At 56.9% G+C, this 16,222-nt stretch carries 16 protein-coding genes; 4 read left to right on the plus strand and 12 right to left on the minus strand.

Translation table 11 applies throughout. The annotated features are described in order from the left end of the window. The first annotated feature begins 84 nt into the window (after positions 1 to 84). Positions 85 to 594, plus strand: coding sequence for a divisome-associated lipoprotein DalA (gene dalA / locus C8N31_RS02660; protein WP_025047403.1), 510 nt, complete (start codon positions 85 to 87; stop codon positions 592 to 594). A gap of 15 nt (positions 595 to 609) precedes the next feature. Here the strand turns inward: dalA and C8N31_RS02665 are convergent, their stop codons facing one another. From C8N31_RS02665 to hslO, 7 genes are all read right to left on the minus strand, one after another. Next, positions 610 to 1,107, minus strand: coding sequence for a L,D-transpeptidase family protein (locus tag C8N31_RS02665; RefSeq protein ID WP_025047404.1), 498 nt, complete (start codon positions 1,105 to 1,107; stop codon positions 610 to 612). A 134-nt stretch (positions 1,108 to 1,241) separates the two neighbouring features. Beyond that, positions 1,242 to 2,462 carry a class I SAM-dependent RNA methyltransferase gene (locus tag C8N31_RS02670; RefSeq protein ID WP_025047405.1) on the minus strand — a complete coding sequence of 407 codons (1,221 nt, stop codon included), beginning with the start codon at positions 2,460 to 2,462 and terminating at the stop codon, positions 1,242 to 1,244. A 37-nt stretch (positions 2,463 to 2,499) separates the two neighbouring features. Continuing rightward, positions 2,500 to 4,332: an ABC transporter ATP-binding protein gene (locus C8N31_RS02675; protein ID WP_025047406.1), complete on the minus strand. Its 1,833-nt coding sequence runs from the start codon at positions 4,330 to 4,332 to the stop codon at positions 2,500 to 2,502. Then, on the minus strand, positions 4,329 to 6,167 hold the full coding sequence (locus C8N31_RS02680) for an ABC transporter ATP-binding protein (protein ID WP_025047407.1): 1,839 nt from the start codon (positions 6,165 to 6,167) through the stop codon (positions 4,329 to 4,331). The genes C8N31_RS02675 and C8N31_RS02680 overlap by 4 nt, the downstream gene beginning before the upstream one ends. 171 nt (positions 6,168 to 6,338) lie before the next feature. Further along, positions 6,339 to 7,469 carry a CCA tRNA nucleotidyltransferase gene (locus tag C8N31_RS02685; protein ID WP_037917959.1) on the minus strand — a complete coding sequence of 377 codons (1,131 nt, stop codon included), beginning with the start codon at positions 7,467 to 7,469 and terminating at the stop codon, positions 6,339 to 6,341. Between the two features lie 23 nt (positions 7,470 to 7,492). Next, entirely contained in the window at positions 7,493 to 8,089 is a 597-nt protein-coding gene (locus C8N31_RS02690) for a CoA pyrophosphatase (RefSeq protein ID WP_037917831.1), read from the minus strand. Next, positions 8,082 to 9,077: an Hsp33 family molecular chaperone HslO gene (gene hslO / locus C8N31_RS02695; protein ID WP_025047410.1), complete on the minus strand. Its 996-nt coding sequence runs from the start codon at positions 9,075 to 9,077 to the stop codon at positions 8,082 to 8,084. The genes C8N31_RS02690 and hslO overlap by 8 nt, the downstream gene beginning before the upstream one ends. A gap of 92 nt (positions 9,078 to 9,169) precedes the next feature. Between hslO and C8N31_RS02700 the strand changes: the two genes are divergently transcribed. Continuing rightward, a complete protein-coding gene (locus tag C8N31_RS02700; protein WP_025047411.1) occupies positions 9,170 to 9,613 on the plus strand; it encodes an NUDIX domain-containing protein in 444 nt (147 codons plus the stop codon). On the opposite strand, the gene C8N31_RS02705 is transcribed toward C8N31_RS02700, so the two are convergent. Continuing rightward, positions 9,604 to 10,887, minus strand: coding sequence for a PP2C family protein-serine/threonine phosphatase (locus C8N31_RS02705; protein WP_025047412.1), 1,284 nt, complete (start codon positions 10,885 to 10,887; stop codon positions 9,604 to 9,606). The two genes, C8N31_RS02700 and C8N31_RS02705, sit on opposite strands and share 10 nt — an antisense overlap. 150 nt (positions 10,888 to 11,037) lie before the next feature. Here C8N31_RS02705 and C8N31_RS02710 point away from each other — a divergent pair, with 150 nt between their 5' ends. Further along, positions 11,038 to 11,382 carry an Hpt domain-containing protein gene (locus C8N31_RS02710; RefSeq protein ID WP_025047413.1) on the plus strand — a complete coding sequence of 115 codons (345 nt, stop codon included), beginning with the start codon at positions 11,038 to 11,040 and terminating at the stop codon, positions 11,380 to 11,382. On the opposite strand, the gene C8N31_RS02715 is transcribed toward C8N31_RS02710, so the two are convergent. After that, positions 11,367 to 12,179, minus strand: a complete 813-nt coding sequence (locus C8N31_RS02715) for an SDR family oxidoreductase (RefSeq protein ID WP_025047414.1) — start codon at positions 12,177 to 12,179, stop codon at positions 11,367 to 11,369. The two genes, C8N31_RS02710 and C8N31_RS02715, sit on opposite strands and share 16 nt — an antisense overlap. A 9-nt stretch (positions 12,180 to 12,188) precedes the next feature. After that, positions 12,189 to 13,421: a threonine ammonia-lyase IlvA gene (gene ilvA / locus C8N31_RS02720; protein ID WP_025047415.1), complete on the minus strand. Its 1,233-nt coding sequence runs from the start codon at positions 13,419 to 13,421 to the stop codon at positions 12,189 to 12,191. Between the two features lie 123 nt (positions 13,422 to 13,544). Between ilvA and C8N31_RS02725 the strand changes: the two genes are divergently transcribed. After that, positions 13,545 to 14,813 carry an argininosuccinate synthase gene (locus tag C8N31_RS02725; RefSeq protein WP_025047416.1) on the plus strand — a complete coding sequence of 423 codons (1,269 nt, stop codon included), beginning with the start codon at positions 13,545 to 13,547 and terminating at the stop codon, positions 14,811 to 14,813. Between the two features lie 95 nt (positions 14,814 to 14,908). Here the strand turns inward: C8N31_RS02725 and C8N31_RS02730 are convergent, their stop codons facing one another. After that, positions 14,909 to 15,322, minus strand: coding sequence for a DUF7282 domain-containing protein (locus C8N31_RS02730; RefSeq protein WP_025047417.1), 414 nt, complete (start codon positions 15,320 to 15,322; stop codon positions 14,909 to 14,911). Between the two features lie 69 nt (positions 15,323 to 15,391). Further along, positions 15,392 to 16,084, minus strand: a complete 693-nt coding sequence (locus C8N31_RS02735) for a sulfotransferase-like domain-containing protein (protein ID WP_025047418.1) — start codon at positions 16,082 to 16,084, stop codon at positions 15,392 to 15,394. Between the last annotated feature and the right edge of the window lie 138 nt (positions 16,085 to 16,222).

The following is a 16,222-nucleotide window of genomic DNA, read 5'->3' on the forward strand; positions in this document are numbered from 1 at the left end:
GGCAGACTCACGCTGATGTGCGTTTGAACTGCAACGCAACCCAATGTAGGAGAGGCAGAACACCGTTTTTGCTGGAGCAAAGCTATGATCCGTATCCTGTCTGCCCTGATGGCTATTGCCTTGGCTGCCGCTGCCTGTGCGCCGGTTGAACCCGGCATTGGAACAGACGGCAAGCCGCTGCCAAAGGTCTATAGGATCAGCCGCGGCGATGCGGGAAAGATCCCGTTCCGTATGGTGGACAGCGTCAATGCCCTGCGCGGTGCGGCGGGGCGTGCTCCGGTTGCCTTGGATTCAAAACTGAACGCGGCGGCGGCAACCCATTCCAAGGATATGGCGCGTCAGAACCGCCCATGGCACTTCGGCTCGGATGGCTCTTCCCCGATCGACCGGATCAGCCGCGTTGGCTATGCGGGCCGTCTTGTCGGTGAGACAATTTCGGAGACCTACGAATCCGAGCTTGAGACTCTCGCCGCATGGATGGACCAGCCAGACACGCGCCGCGTGATCATGTCGCCCGATGCGCGCAACATGGGTTTTGCATGGCATCAGGAATCGGGCGGGAAAATCTGGTGGACCTTGGTGATGGGTAACTGACCCAACACCCTATGCCTAAGGGTTGATCTGGATCGGCGTTCCGTTCCCGACCATCGCATAGATGTCTTCCATCTGCTTGTTCGTCACAGAAATGCAGCCCCAGGTCCAATCGCCCTTATCCTTTTTCAACGGGTTCTTTTGCCCGTGAATAAAGATATCGCCGCCCGGCGTTTTGCCAATGGATTTGGCATAAGCGCGATCTGCGTTGTTTGGGTATGAAATGCCCAGAGACAGGTGGAATTGGCTGTTGGGATTACGCCGGTCGATCAGATAAATTCCCTCAGGCGTGCGCCCGTCCCCTTCGATCTGTTTGTGACCAATAGGGGCAAAGCCCAGCTTGATGTCATAATCCTCAAGCACCTTGTCATGATGCAACAGATACATGCGCCGCGCCTCTTTGTTCACCACCACATAGGTGACTTCAGGCCCGTTGTAGCGTTTGAATTTGCTGCTGCTGCAGGCGCCTAGCGCCACAAGCGCGGTGCCGCCAAGAATGACTGTTCTGCGGTTCATCTGTACTGCCTAATTTGCCGGGCGATTTTTGCCCTTTGTTATGGCGCTAGCATATAGCCCAAATGCCCGCAGTCAAAAAGCCGTGATTGTGGCGGTTTTGAAACATCCGCGCAAACCGGCAAATCACTGCCAGATCAGGCTGGTGCAGTCAGGCTTGCCGCCAGTTCAACATGGGACGACCAACGAAACTGATCGACAACCTGCACCCAATTCAACGTGTAACCAGCGTTGACCATCGTCAGCGCATCGCGTGCAAAGGTCACAGGATTGCACGACACATAGGCCACTTGCGGCACGCGCGCGGTCACAATCTCGGCCACTTGCCGTTCGGCACCTGCGCGGGGTGGGTCCAAAACAACCGCATCCAGCTTGCGCATTTCATCGGGCAATAATGGCCGGCGAAACAGATCACGTGTTTCTGTAGTCACGGGCTTAAGACCTTCGGCCATCCGCCAGCCATGATCCAGCGCCGTCATCATTTCCGCGACGCTTTCAACCGCATGCACACGCGCGGTTTCTGCAAGAGGCAGCGCAAACGTGCCGCACCCGGCAAACAGATCGGCCAATGCATCTGCGCCCGCGACAGCCTCTTTGACTGCGGCCAGCAAAGCTGCCTCGCCATCTTGCGTGGCTTGCAAAAACGCGCCCGGCGGCGGGGTCACAGCGGCGCGGCCAAAGGTTTGCACCGGGGCGTGGCGCATTGCGATCACCTCATCACCCCAACTGAGCCGCGCCAAACCGCGCCGTTCGCACAAACTGGCAAGCTCTTGCCGCAGCGGACCATCGAGCGGCTTGCCATGCGCCACCGCCACATCCAGCCCATTGGCCGATGCCGTGACTGTGACCGCCAGCGCCGCCTTACGGCTGGTCCCGATCACCGCCAGATCTTCGGCCACCGCGCGGCCCTCCAAGACCTCGGGCGCCAGAAGCTTACAATCAGGGATTTCAATCAGAACGTCCGAACTGCGGCCATAAAACCCTGCCATCGCGCCCTTTTTCGTACGCCGTGCCGCAAAAGTGGCCCGCCGCCGCGATTGCGCGGGCGAGGTATGAAGTGGCTTAAAAACAGTCTCTAAGCCATGCGCATCCAGTGCATGTTTCACCACGTCTTGTTTCCACGCCGCGACCAGATCGTCCGATGCATGTTGCAACTGGCATCCACCACAGGATTTGAAATGCCGGCACGGCGGCGCAACCCGATCATCAGATGGCGTCAGGATTCGCACGTCTGATAAGGCGCTGCCGTCAACTGTACCGGATACCATCTCACCCGGAAGGGTCAGCGGCGCAAATATCGGGCCATCGGCGATGCCATCGCCATGATGGCCCAATCGAAGAATGTGATGTTCTGTCATGCCCCGCCTTACCCCGCCGCAGCCTTGCACAAAACCCCTATTCAGCCGCCTTTACATTCAGGAACCCGCCCGACTGCCGCTGCCAATAGCGCGCATAAAGACCATTTTCGGTCAAAAGCGCCTCGTGATTGCCGGTTTCGACAATCCGACCTTGATCCATAACGATAATGCGGTCCATCTCCGTCAGCGTGGACAGGCGATGTGCAATCGCCAGAACGGTTTTGCCCTCCATCACACGGGTCAGCGCGGTTTGAATGGCCGCTTCGACCTCGCTATCGAGGGCAGAGGTCGCCTCATCCAGCACCAGAATGGGCGCATCTTTGAGAATAGCCCGCGCCAGTGCAATCCTCTGGCGTTGCCCACCTGACAGTTTCACACCCCGTTCACCCAAATGCGCCTCATAACCGCGACGCCCGCGATGGTCTTCAAGCTCCTGAATAAACCCGTGCGCTTCTGCCCGTTCGGCTGCGGCGATAACCTCTGCTTCGGTCGCGTCTGGCCGGCCATACAGGATGTTGTCACGCGCAGACCGATTGAACATCGCGGTTTCCTGCGTAACCATCCCAATGTTGCGCCGAAGGCTTTCTTGAGTGGCCTGACGCACATCAAGATCATCGATCAATATTTGACCCTGTTCTGCATCATAGAGCCTAAGTAGAAGGGAAACGAGCGTTGATTTACCGGCTCCGGAGGCACCAACAATGCCCAGCTTTTCACCCGGTTCTATTGTCAGGTCGATCCGTTCAACGCCGCCCGCCTCACGGCCATAGGCAAACCCCAGATCCCGCATTTCAATGCGCCCTTGAACCATATCTAATGACTTGGCATCCGGGCCATCCTCCAACCTCACACGGGGCGTCAGGGTCTTCATGCCGTCCTCAACTTCACCAACGTTGGAATAGATCGCCATCAAGGTGAAACTGACCCAACCGGTCATCTGCGCGATACGGATCGCCACGGCCCCTGCCGCAACAATATCGCCCTCACTTGCCATACCGCGCTGCCAAAGCAAGATTGTACCGCCCAGCAAGACCACCGGCAAAAGCCCCGCCAATGTCATCAAGGTCAGACGGAAACCAGCGGCGAGATATCCAAACTCCAACGCGCGTTCCCGAAAGGTCTGCATGGCGCCCAAAGCGGCACGATCTTCGTGATCCGCATGGGCAAACAGTTTCACTGTCTTGATGTTGGTAATGGTGTCCACGACTTGGCCGGACACCATTGCACGCGCACCTGCACGGCCCGCGGACCGCTTGCGCACACGCGGCAAGAACCAGTTGATCACTGCAAAATACAGAACCAGCCAGACCAGAAACCCGACCGCCACCCGCCAATCAATCGCCACCAGCAATGCAAGCGAGCCCAAGAGCGACGCCAGCGCAAAAGCCACCACATTGATCAGCTCTGATGCGATATCCGTGACTGCACGCGCCGCCTGCATCTGTTTCTGCGCAATCCGCCCTGCAAAATCATCGTCAAAGAAGCCAACGTTCTGACCAAGCGTCCAACGATGCAAGCGCGACAGAACCAATGGATTCACATTCGGCTGCACCATGATCGCATTCGAAGCAGAGCTAAGAGCAAACAGGATTGGCCTCAGGATCAGAAAAAACCCAACAGCCCCGAGGATCAGCGCCAGATTCCGCCCGTCAAAGAATGCCTCGGGCCCTGCGCTGACCGTGGCATCGATGACCCGGCCAAGGATCAGCGCCGTGCCAGCCTCCATCACTCCAGCAGCGGCAGAAAGCAACGCGGCAAGCCAAAGCACCGGCCAAGCGCCGGACAGGCACCACCGCAAAAACGCCCCTAATGTTTGGGGCGGCGGCCCTTCGGCGGCGCGAAAGGGGTTGATCCAATTGCCAATGTTCATGCGTCTTCATCCAGTTTGAGGAACCCACCCGATTGGCGAGACCAGAAATCTGCATATAGCCCGCCCCGCGCCAAAAGCGCGTCATGCGATCCCTCTTCGACAATGCGCCCTTCATCCAGAACCAAAATGCGGTCCATCTCTGCGATGGTGGACAGACGGTGCGCAATGGCGATCACCGATTTGCCCGCCATCATCCCATAAAGGGTTTCCTGAATCGCAGCCTCCACCTCGCTATCAAGGGCGGAAGTTGCCTCATCCAAGAGCAGGATCGGCGCATCTTTCAAAATGACCCGTGCCAGCGTGATCCGCTGTCGCTGTCCGCCAGACAGTTTGACACCGCGCTCCCCAACCCGTGCATCATAGCCGTGACGCCCTTCGGGATCGGACAGATCCTGAATAAATTCATGCGCTTGCGCTTGCTTGGCGGCCGCGATCATCTCTTCTTCGCTGGCGTCCGGACGGCCATACAGAATGTTTTCACGAACCGAACGGTGCAACAAAGAGCTGTCTTGCTGGACCATACCGATATGCTGCCGCATGCTGTCTTGGGTCACATCACTGATGTCCTGACCGTCGATCAAGATCCGCCCGCCTTCGGCCTCATAGAACCGCAAGAGCAGCTTAACCAGAGTGGATTTGCCTGCGCCAGATCGGCCAATCAGGCCAATCCGCTCTCCCGGTGCAATCTCAAGATCAACGCCCTGCAATCCACCCGATGTGCGCCCGTAGTGATGGACCAAACCTTGCATCTCGATCCGCCCAGCGGGCAATTGCAGTGGCTTGGCATTGGGCGCATCCACCAAGGTAATCGGCTCTGCAATGGTCTCCATCCCTTCGGCCACCACGCCAAGCTGGCGAAAGAACGAGGAAAGCGCCCACATGATCCAGCCGGTCATTGCGTTCAGCCGCAGTGTCAGCGCCGCCGCTGCCGCGACAACACCCACGCTTGCCTCCCCTGCCGTCCAAAGCCAAAGCGCCCAACCAACGATGCCGACAATCAACAGCCCATTCAACGCCACAAGATAGACATCCATGATGGTGAAGATCCGCATCTCGATCTGGAAAGTGCGCCGCGCCTCCTCGATGGCATCCTTGGCAAAACCAAGCTCCAGATCATGGTGGGCAAACATCTTGACCGAGTGGATATTTGTATAGGCGTCCACAACCCGCCCCGTCACAGCAGACCGCGCATCAGAGGCGTCCTTGGCTGCGGGACCAACCCGCGCCAAGGTCCAGCGCACCAGAAATCCATAAAGAACAAACCAACCCAAAAGCGGTACCAGCAACCGCAAATCCGACAATGTGAGCAAGATCGCTGCCCCGATCAAATAGGCCAGCGAATAGGAAATCGCGTCAAAGACCTGAAACACCACCTCGCCCGCAGCGGGCGGCGTTTGCATGATCCGGTTGGCGATCCGCCCGGCAAAGTCATTCTCGAACCAGCCGACCGACTGTCGCAAAACTTGTTTGTGCGCTCTCCAACGGATCAAAGTGCCGAAATTCGGCATAATCGCATTGTTCAGAAGCAGCACATCAAGCCCCTGAAGCGCAGGACGGATCAACAGCACAAAGAGTGCGACAAGGATCAGCTCAGTGCCATAGGTCTGCCAAAGCAGCGCCGGATCACTGCCCAGCAGGTCCACCAGACGCCCCATGTAGTAGATCAGCCAGATCTCAATCGCCGCAACGACAATCGACATGAAAGCAGTCAGGGCAAACACCTTTTTAAACGGCTGGGAATAGTCCCACAAAAACAGCCACAGCTTTTGCGGCGGTTTATCGTGTTCGGTGTAGGGAACGTAGGGGTTGATGAGGTTTTCAAAGAAACGGAACATGGCAAATGGCCTTGGAATAGGAATTGGCAAAATGATCAGGACACGCAAATGCGCCCCGATAGGAATACGCGCTTAGGGGAGCGTTAGCTCAACCAAATCCCGCGATACATTTTGCAATCCTCCGTGTTCATATGCATTTGCATAGAGAATTCTTGGCAGGCTGTCGACCCTTCAGGGCAACTGAAGCAGTTCTGTGCGGGACAAGGCAAAACCGGAATTGACCCAAGCCTGTTCCAAACGCTTCAATCGCTGGCCCAGCGCGGGCCCGGAAAACGCAGGCATCAGATCCGCAGCTTTCAGTGGAAAAACCTTGGTGGACGCTTCCAGAATCGTCTCTAACATGGACAAATCCGGCAAACTTTCCGCAAGAACGGATCGGAGCAATAGCGCCTGCTGTGCTACCACTGCGCCGTGCCGATAGGCCAGTTCCGGCAGTGGTGGGCCCGAAAAACCGGCCTCTCGCAACAAGGCAAGCTGTTTGTTGTCTGCCTTGCTCAGCCGCAAACGAACCGCCGGATCATCGCCGCCGAGCACAGCCAGACGGGTCAGCCAGATAGGGTCTAAGCCCAACACGCCCTCCATATGGACCAGAACAGCCAACCATCGGTCATCACTGCCGGGCAAGAGCGCATGCAGCACACCGGTTTGACGCATCGCTGCGACCGCGGGCGCAGGATCGGGCGCCGCCAGAAGTTTGGTCATTTCCTGACCCACACGTTCTGCTGAAAGTGTCTCTAACCCGTGGGTATTTGATGAAATGGCGGCCAGTGCATCTGCATCAAAGCCGTCTTGTTGATCGCCAAACCAAGCCGAAAACCGAAAGAACCGCAGGATGCGCAAATAGTCTTCTTGAATGCGGGCGGCAGGATCTTCGATGAACCTGATCCGCCGCGCCAACAGATCGGGCAGACCGTTCAAGGGGTCCACAACCCCGCCCAGCGCATCCGCATACAGCGCATTCATGGTAAAATCCCGGCGGCGGGCATCGTCAGCGATGTCTTTGGAAAAGGCTACAACCGCGCGACGTCCGTCTGTTTCGACATCTCGCCGAAATGTGGTGATTTCAAACGGTTTGCCACCGGCAACAACCGTCACAGTGCCATGGTCAATGCCGGTTGGGATCGCTTTCATACCTGCATCTCCGGCCAATTGCATGACCTTTTCCGGCAGAGCATCGGTCGACATATCCACATCGCTGTCGGCCAACCTCAAAAGTGCATTGCGCACACAGCCGCCGACATAAAAAATCTGATGCCCGCCTTCTTGGATCACGCGGCAGACCGCCTGCGCATCTTTGTCCATCAACCAGCTGGTGCCGGGAGGAATCACAATGTCATTTGATTTGACCATGCCCGCAACATACGCGCGGTTGCGCCCCAGATGTAATAGGGTCCGTAAGGCACCACAAAATAATGCCGCCGTGTGCCCCGCCAGCGCCGAGATTGCACAAGATAATTACGCGGATCAAGCACATGATCCAGCGGCACAGAAAACACCTCTTCGACCTCACCGGGCTCCGGTTTGATCTCGAATGTGTCTCTAACAAAGGCAATGACAGGCGTCACATCAAAGCTGGTGACGGTTTCATGCGTGGGCAAAACGCCCAAGACATCGACAATATCGCGCGGCAGGCCGATCTCTTCTTCCGCCTCGCGCAGTGCAGCGGCAACAACATCTGCGTCGCCTTCGTCCTGTTTGCCACCTGGAAAGGCAATTTGCCCCGGATGGTGTTTGAGCGCGGACGACCGTTTGGTCAGCAACAACTCCAGCCGGCCATCAACCTGATGAATCGGTGCCAGAACCCCGGCAGGACGCAATTTGCGCCCCGCAGGTAAAACCACATCAGGGTTCAGATCGAAGTCAGATGAGGACGATCCACTGCGCAGCAACGCCGCGCGAATATCGTCGATCCGCTTATGCACCGTCTGTTTCGGCCTCAAACCCGACGCTGGCCGGATCCATATCGTAATGCGCCCCGCAGAACTGACAGTCCGCGGTTACGCGCCCATCATCAGTGGTCATCTTCTCAATGTCCTTGGCCGAATAGATCGACAGGCTTTGCCGGACGCGATCTTCAGAACAGGTACACCCAAACCGAACGGCTTGCGCATCAAACACCCGTGGCTGTTCCTCGTGAAACAACCGCAGCAACAGATCCGTGGGCGGCACGCTTGGCCCGATCAATTCAAGATCCTCGACCGTGTTGAGCAACATGTTCACCCGGTTCCAGTTTTCTTCTTCATCACCGTTAACCAGATCGCTTGCACTCAGCACATCACCGTTGCCCTCACCAGACGCGGCAAAGGGCGATGCCTTGGGCATATGCTGAAGCATGACGCCCCCGGCCCGCCAATGCTCCGCCTCATTGGGACCAGAGGATTGGCCAAAGCTCAGAGAGAAGCGCGTCGGCAATTGTTCGGATTGCGCAAAATAGGCCTCCGCGCAGGACGCCAACGAATCACCTGTGAGTGGGGTAATGCCCTGATAGGGGATCATGCCCTCGCCTTGGTCGATCATGATCGCAAAGTACCCCTCGCCCACCTGATCAATCGGCGCGCCATCGGTCAGGCGATCCGCGTCATAGCTGGCATAGGCTCGAATGCGCGCCGAACGCCCATCTTCGTCGGGACCATAGTAATCCGTTGCGATCATCCGCACTGGCCCCTTTGACTGCACCTGCAGGGACAGTTTCCAACGCAGTTTCATGGTCTGCCCGATCAATGCAGTCAGCAAGGCCATCTCTGCCACCAGCGCTTCGACCTGCGCGGGATAGTCATGTTGTTTGAGAATGCCATCAAGCACACCATCAAGCCGCGCCACACGGCCACGGATATCGGCATGATCCAATTGAAATGGCAGAACGCTATCGTCCCATGCAAGCTGTTGAGTGGGCTGGTGAGGAGAGGTCATGGGGGTTTCCTTATCGGGGGCCGCTTGGCATACCGCGTCTATATAGGGGCGGCAACCCGTGGATAAAGGGGCCGTTTCAACAGGAGGCGATGATGATCAGACGGATTGGGGAAACACCCCGCTGGGACAAGCGTTATCGCGTCAGACCGGGGGCTTATGCTATTTTGCCGCTGAAGGGCCGGTTTCTGATGACCGCGCAGATGGAGCCGCAGGTTGATGTACAACTGCCCGGCGGCGGCATTGATCCCGGCGAATCGCCGTTGCAGGCCCTGCATCGCGAGGTTCTGGAAGAGATCGGCTGGCGCATCGCCGATCCCCGCCGCCTAGGTGCGTTCCGCCGATTTGTGTTCATGCCTGAATATGATCTCTGGGCCGAGAAACTATGCCATGTTTATGTCGCCCATCCCGTTCGCCAGATCACAGATCCGGTCGAGCCGGACCATGCGACGCTGGTTTTGTCCGGCACTGATGCGGTAGATGCATTGGGCAACGACGGGGACCGGATGTTTTTGTCACGCTACCTGCATCAGCGCTGATCGGGCCCGGAAAATTCAAACAAAATCCCGGAGATGTCATCGGGAAACTCACTTGTGCCTGAAAAACAGGACAGCTCCCAAACCAATCCCTCAAACAGCGCTTGGCCAGTGACCCCCTGTAACGCATCAAGGATCGTCGCCAGCCCGCATTCATCCAGCAACTGATCATTGGTGTCGGGGCATTCTGTCACCCCGTCAGACAAGATCAGCAAACGATCACCGGACCGCAGAGAAATTTCAAACTGATCAAATGGAATGCCCGGCAGCAGGCCCACAGGAAAACCGCCAGTGCCGGATTGTTCAATCGTGCCGTTGGCGCGTTGCACCACCGGATGCGGATGACCCGCCTGGGCGATCTGCACGGCACCGGTGTGCAGATCTATATTGGCAAGCATCAGCGTAAAATAATGCTCCGTTTCCATCTCGTTCAGCACAAGTTCATTCAATGCAGTGACGACCTCTGCGGGCGGGCGCAGCGTATATCCGCCAGCCTCTGACCGTTGCAAAGCAATGTTCTGGTCCGGGGCCGTTGCAGACAAATAGCCAGCCAAACGCGCCGTCATCAGCGCCGAACTGATCCCATGACCAGAGACATCAATGGCAAAGAGACCCAAATGATCCGCACCAACCGGATAAAACCCGACCAGATCCCCCCCGACGTGGCCACTGGGCCGCAACAAAAGTGACAATTGCCCCCGATCAAAGGTGGCGCTGCGCTGCCGCAACAAGGATTGTTGCAGCTTTTTCGCCTCAAGAAGATCGGAATCAAGGGAATCGTAGACACGTTGTAGCTCATCGAGCGTATCGGTGATCATACGGTTGGTCTGCGAAAGCTCTCGCTGCATGTCGATGATCCGCTCACCCGCCGTAATTCGCGCACGGAGTTCATTGGCATCGACTGGTTTTGTCAAAAAATCATCGGCTCCTGAATCGAGCCCCTTTGCCACCTCAGCCTTTTCGCTTTTGGAAGTCAGCAGGATAAAATAGGTATAGCCATCGTTTTCCAGATCGCGGAACACCTCGCAAAATTCCAGACCGGACATGCCCGGCATCATCCAATCGCTTAATATCAGATCTGGCATGCGTTCACGGCAGGCCGTCAGTGCCTCTTCGCCCGATGCGGCCTCAATCACATCATAGCCCCAGCGCGCCAGAGACGCAGTCAGGATACGCCGCTGCAAACGGCTGTCATCAACAACCAACACCACCCTTACGGCGGCCTTATGTGCATCCAAACGGCCTTGACCGATAGACGCCGAAATACCCTGAACCATAGGCCCCCAGCACAGATGATGGCGAATGGCGTTTGGTATGGGCTGGGGTCTTAAGACCGAGTGAAAGCTAAAATCCAACGCAATCTGCATAAGGAAAGCAGCAATTTATTCAAGGTTCACGCGCATCATCGGCCCCAAAAGGAACATAGGATGCTGGATTGGAACCGCATTTCAAGCTTACGAGACGAGGTTGGGCCAGATGACTTTGGCGAAGTGGTCGATCTGTTTCTCGAAGAGGCCGACAGCGTCACCCTGACCCTTGCTGCGCAGCCCAGTGATCAAAACCTTGAAGAAGCGCTGCATTTTCTCAAGGGCAGCGCGTTAACTTTGGGGTTTCGGGATCTATCCGACCTTTGCCAGATCAGTGAAACCCTTGCATCGAAGGGCCGCTCTGACGAGATTGATCTCAACCCAATCCTGACCTCCTATGAGGTCTCCAAATCACGGTTTCTGTCCGATCTGCCCGGCGCTTTTGACAGTCAGACCAGCTTGTAAAAGGATTCAACGCTTATTTCGCCAAAGGTGTCCTGCGCCTTGGCCCGCAACATCTGCATCCCCATGATCCAGCGGTCATGATCCAACGCCCGGTGGCGCGTATACTCCGCCACATCGGGGTGCGACAGGATCAAGAACCGGTCCGCCTCAACCCCGTCAACAACAGCCGCCGCGACATCGTCCGCTGTCAATAGATTGGCCTGCGCGGCCGCATCCTCATCAGATAACCCCAGCAATGGCGTTGCCACATATTGCGGGCACACAACGGAGGCCTTGATGCCATCTGCGCCATGGGTGATCGCCAGAGACTCAGCAAAACTGACAGCCGCATGTTTGGTCGCGGAGTAAGCCGCGTCGCCAATCTGGTTCAGCAATCCTGCGGCGGACGCCACATTGACCAAATGCCCTGATTTTCGCGCAATCATATCCGGAAGCAAAGCGCGGCAAGCATAAACATGCGCCATCACATGCACCTGCCAGTTCAACATCCAATCCTCATCAGGTTGCGAGGCGGCATGGCTTGGATCACCCCGCCCAAGCCCTGCATTGGAGATAAATATATCAACCGGACCATGTGCGGCGCTGGCCTTGGCAATCAGATCTTTGATTGCCTGTTCATCCCGCACATCACAGGACACTGCGATGCCGCCGATCTCCTGTGCCACCGCCTCTGCCTTGGCGCCGTCAATATCTGAGACCGTGACGCGCGCGCCCTTTGCCGCAGCCAAACGGGCCAAAGCCGCGCCGATGCCGCTGCCTGCGCCGGTGATGACAACAGATGCATTTTCAAATTTCATATCGGTCCCTCAGATCACAAACTGCGCAAGTGTCTCATCGTTGGTGATATCAGTATAGGTAAAGCCCGCTGCATCGATCCGGCCAAACATCGCCGGAAAATTCTGAGGCGCGTCTGTTTCGATCCCGATCAGGACAGAGCCAAAGTTGCGGGCGGATTTCTTCATATACTCAAATCGCGTAATGTTATCATGCGGGCCCAGTGTATCGAGAAAATCGCGCAATGCGCCGGGACGTTGCGGCAATCTGAGAATAAAATATTTCTTGAGACCGGCATACCGCTGCGCCCGCTCTTTCACTTCTGGCAGGCGCTCGAAATCAAAATTGCCGCCAGAGGTCACGCAAACCACAGTTTTGCCTTTGATCTGTTCGGCCACCTCGCCCAGCGCCTCAATGGACATCGCGCCAGCCGGCTCCAGAACTATCCCCTCAACATTCAACATCTCAACGATGGTGTTGCAGATCCTGTCCTCGTCCAGATCCATCACATCATCCGGTGAAATCCCCTTTAGGCGCGCAAAGGTCCGCGCTCCGATCTTGGCCACGGCCGCGCCGTCCACAAAAGAATTGATCGGCGACACATCGACAGGTGCATCCCCCTCCAATGCAGCGGCAAGGCTCTTGGCGCCAGACGGCTCAACAAAAGTATAGCGCACGGTGTTGTCAAAATATCCGCGCACCCCGGCAGACAGGCCACCGCCACCAACGGGCAAAATGATGTGATCGGGCAGGCCGCCCAATTGCTGCTCAATCTCAACAGCAACGGAAGCCTGACCTTCAATCACATCCTCATCGTCAAAGGGGGACAGGAAATGCGCCCCTTGTTCAGCGCAAAAATCCTGCGCCGCCTTAAGGGATTCGTCGAAATAATCCCCGATCAACCGCACCTCGACGTGATCACCGCCAAACATGCGGGTTTTCAGGATTTTCTGTTCGGGCGTGGTGACAGGCATGAACACCACGCCATGCACTTTGAAATGCTTGCACATAAAGGCGACGCCTTGGGCGTGATTGCCCGCAGAGGCACAAACAAACATTGTCTGATCCGGGATCACCTTGCGCATCGCGTTGAACGCCCCGCGCAACTTGTAAGACCGCACCGGGCTGAGATCCTCACGCTTGAGCCAGATGTCAGCGCCAAAGCGTTCCGACAGCATTTCATTGCGCATCAGCGGCGTTTCGGGAAACACCTGCCGCATCTTGGCTGCTGCCAATGTCGCCATCGCCTGAAAATTCACCGTCATAATACCGCCTCCGCCTGTGTTTTCTGTCGATAGGGCGGCAATACGCCCCGGTCAACGGCCCCTTATCTTGCCCGTGCCCGGAAAAAACGCTAGGCCGCGAGACGAACTGGAAAGGGAATCTTCATGTCCGCGCCTAAAAAAGTTGTGCTCGCCTACTCCGGCGGGCTTGATACCTCGATCATCCTCAAGTGGCTGCAAACCGAATATGGCTGTGAGGTCGTCACCTTCACCGCCGATCTGGGCCAGGGAGAGGAGCTGGAGCCAGCCCGCGCCAAGGCTGAAATGATGGGCGCATCGGAGATCTATATCGAAGATGTTCGCGAAGAATTTGTGCGTGATTTTGTGTTTCCGATGTTTCGCGCCAATGCGGTGTATGAGGGGCTTTATTTGCTTGGCACCTCCATCGCCCGCCCATTGATTTCCAAACGTCTGGTTGAGATCGCCGAAGCAACCGGCGCAGATGCCGTGGCCCACGGCGCAACCGGCAAAGGCAACGATCAGGTGCGTTTTGAGCTGGCCGCCTATGCGCTGAACCCAGAGATTAAGGTGATCGCCCCTTGGCGTGACTGGGATCTGACCAGCCGGACCAAGCTGATCGATTTTGCCGAAAAGAACCAGATCCCGATCGCCAAAGACAAACGCGGCGAAGCGCCCTTTAGCGTCGATGCCAACTTGCTGCACACCTCCTCCGAGGGGAAGGTGCTCGAAGATCCGGCCGTCGATGCGCCCGATTATGTCTATCAGCGCACCGTGAACCCCGAAGATGCCCCGGACACACCGGAATATATCGAAGTGGGCTTTGAAAAAGGTGACGCGGTTTCGATCAACGGTGAGGCACTGTCACCCGCCGAACTTCTGACCAAGCTGAACGAGCTGGGCGGCAAACATGGCTGTGGCCGTTTGGATCTGGTAGAGGGCCGCTTTGTCGGCATGAAATCACGCGGCATCTATGAAACGCCCGGCGGCACGTTGCTGCTTGAGGCGCATCGCGGCATCGAATCGATCACCCTTGATCGCGGCGCGGCTCACCTCAAGGATGAGCTGATGCCTCGCTATGCGGAACTGATCTATAACGGCTTTTGGTTCAGCCCGGAGCGTGAGATGCTGCAAGCGGCCATCGACAAAAGCCAGGAACATGTGTCCGGCACCGTGCGTCTCAAGCTGTACAAAGGGTCCGTGCGCACTGTTGGTCGCTGGTCCGACGAAAGCCTCTATTCCGAACAGCACGTGACCTTCGAAGATGACCGCGGCGCTTATGATCAGAAAGATGCCGAAGGGTTTATCCGTATCAACGCCCTGCGTCTGCGTTTGCTGGCAGCACGTGACCAACGGCGCGGAGAGGCAACGGGCAAAGATGTTGTGCCGGATCGCGGCCTGCCACGGTTCGATTGATCGATATCCGATAAAAAAGGCCCGGACAGGTTCTGTCCGGGCAAGTTAGCAACGGCGCCGCCCTTTCTGGCAACGAAAGGCTCGGCGCCTAGCCGTTATTTGGCGGTGATGACTGTCATCACCAGCTTCCCATCAGGTTTGATCGGGCCGTCCTCTTTGGCACCCAACGTGTATTCAAACACCCCGGTTTTCATCCCACCTGCCTCAGCATGAACCATCAGCATCAGCATATCGCCGGGCTTGACCTCTTCTTGCAAGATCGCGGCTACATCAGCGGTTTCACCTGCACGCAATGGGGCATAGCCCACAACCGGGCCGGGCTTCATGTCGGCACCAGTGCGATGCACAACCAGCCAACCGTTTTCGCCTGCGACAACTTTTTCTGCGCTGACAACGCCGTTTGACACGTCCTGATCAGACGCTTCGACCATTGGTGTTGCATGGGCGGCGGCAAAGGCGGCACCCGTGCTCAAAACCAGTGCGGCCGCGACATTCCATAGAGTATTCATTACGCTCTCCCTTGTTAACGATATTGCAGTCACGCAAGGACAAGGGAGAGAGTTTCAATAAACGCAAAATTATTGCATGCGGCGATCCCAAAGCTGCTGATAATGCGGCAACGCCTGATCCAGCAAAGGCTGCAAGTCCTTGGTCAATTCCGGCAATGGTCCCTCTGCCCCGGCAAAACCGGTGCTTTGGTGTACCGCCCCATACCAATGCGACGCCCAAATCCCATCCTCGACGCGTGGCCCCGCCGGCCAATGCAGCATCGCCGGATCAAACGGAAGATCAATCGCAGCACACAGCGCACGCAGCACCCCTTCGGGATTGGCGCGGATATCCGTGCTGTCGATCACCAAACCGCCGATGCGGTCAAACAGCTGCGTTTGCTGGGCATAGCCGATGTCATCAAGTGTCGGCGCCTCACGCTTGGCCGCGTAACTAGCGATCACCCGCGCAGGGTGGCGGATCAGGTGAATATTGACACATGTTTCGGCCCAATCCATCGGAAACCCGTCAATCATGTGATGCGGCATGTGTTTCATATACAGATGTGGCGTGCCGCTTTCGCGGCAGGTTTGCGCCACCTTGTTCGGGTCATTCTCATGGGCGTCCAGAATATCCTGCCGCATCGGGTGAACAATACCGGTTTGCAACAGATAGGGCGCATAGAACGGCTCATCCATCACTGCAAAATCGCGCCGCGCGCCGAAACTGTACATCATTGCCGTGCTTAGATTGCGTGGCCCCGACCACATCGCAATTCGCATCTCTTTTCTCACTTATTCTCGTGGCAGACCAAGGGCGACGCTAGAAATGTTACGAAGGCAAGCCAAGCGGTAAATTGCCTTCACCACCGCGTGACTTGGCGCCTGTCGCACTTGCGCTAGCTCAGACAGAACGGCAGC

Origin of the sequence: Sulfitobacter mediterraneus, from assembly GCF_003054325.1 — a bacterium.
Classification (GTDB): Bacteria; Pseudomonadota; Alphaproteobacteria; order Rhodobacterales; family Rhodobacteraceae; genus Sulfitobacter; species Sulfitobacter mediterraneus.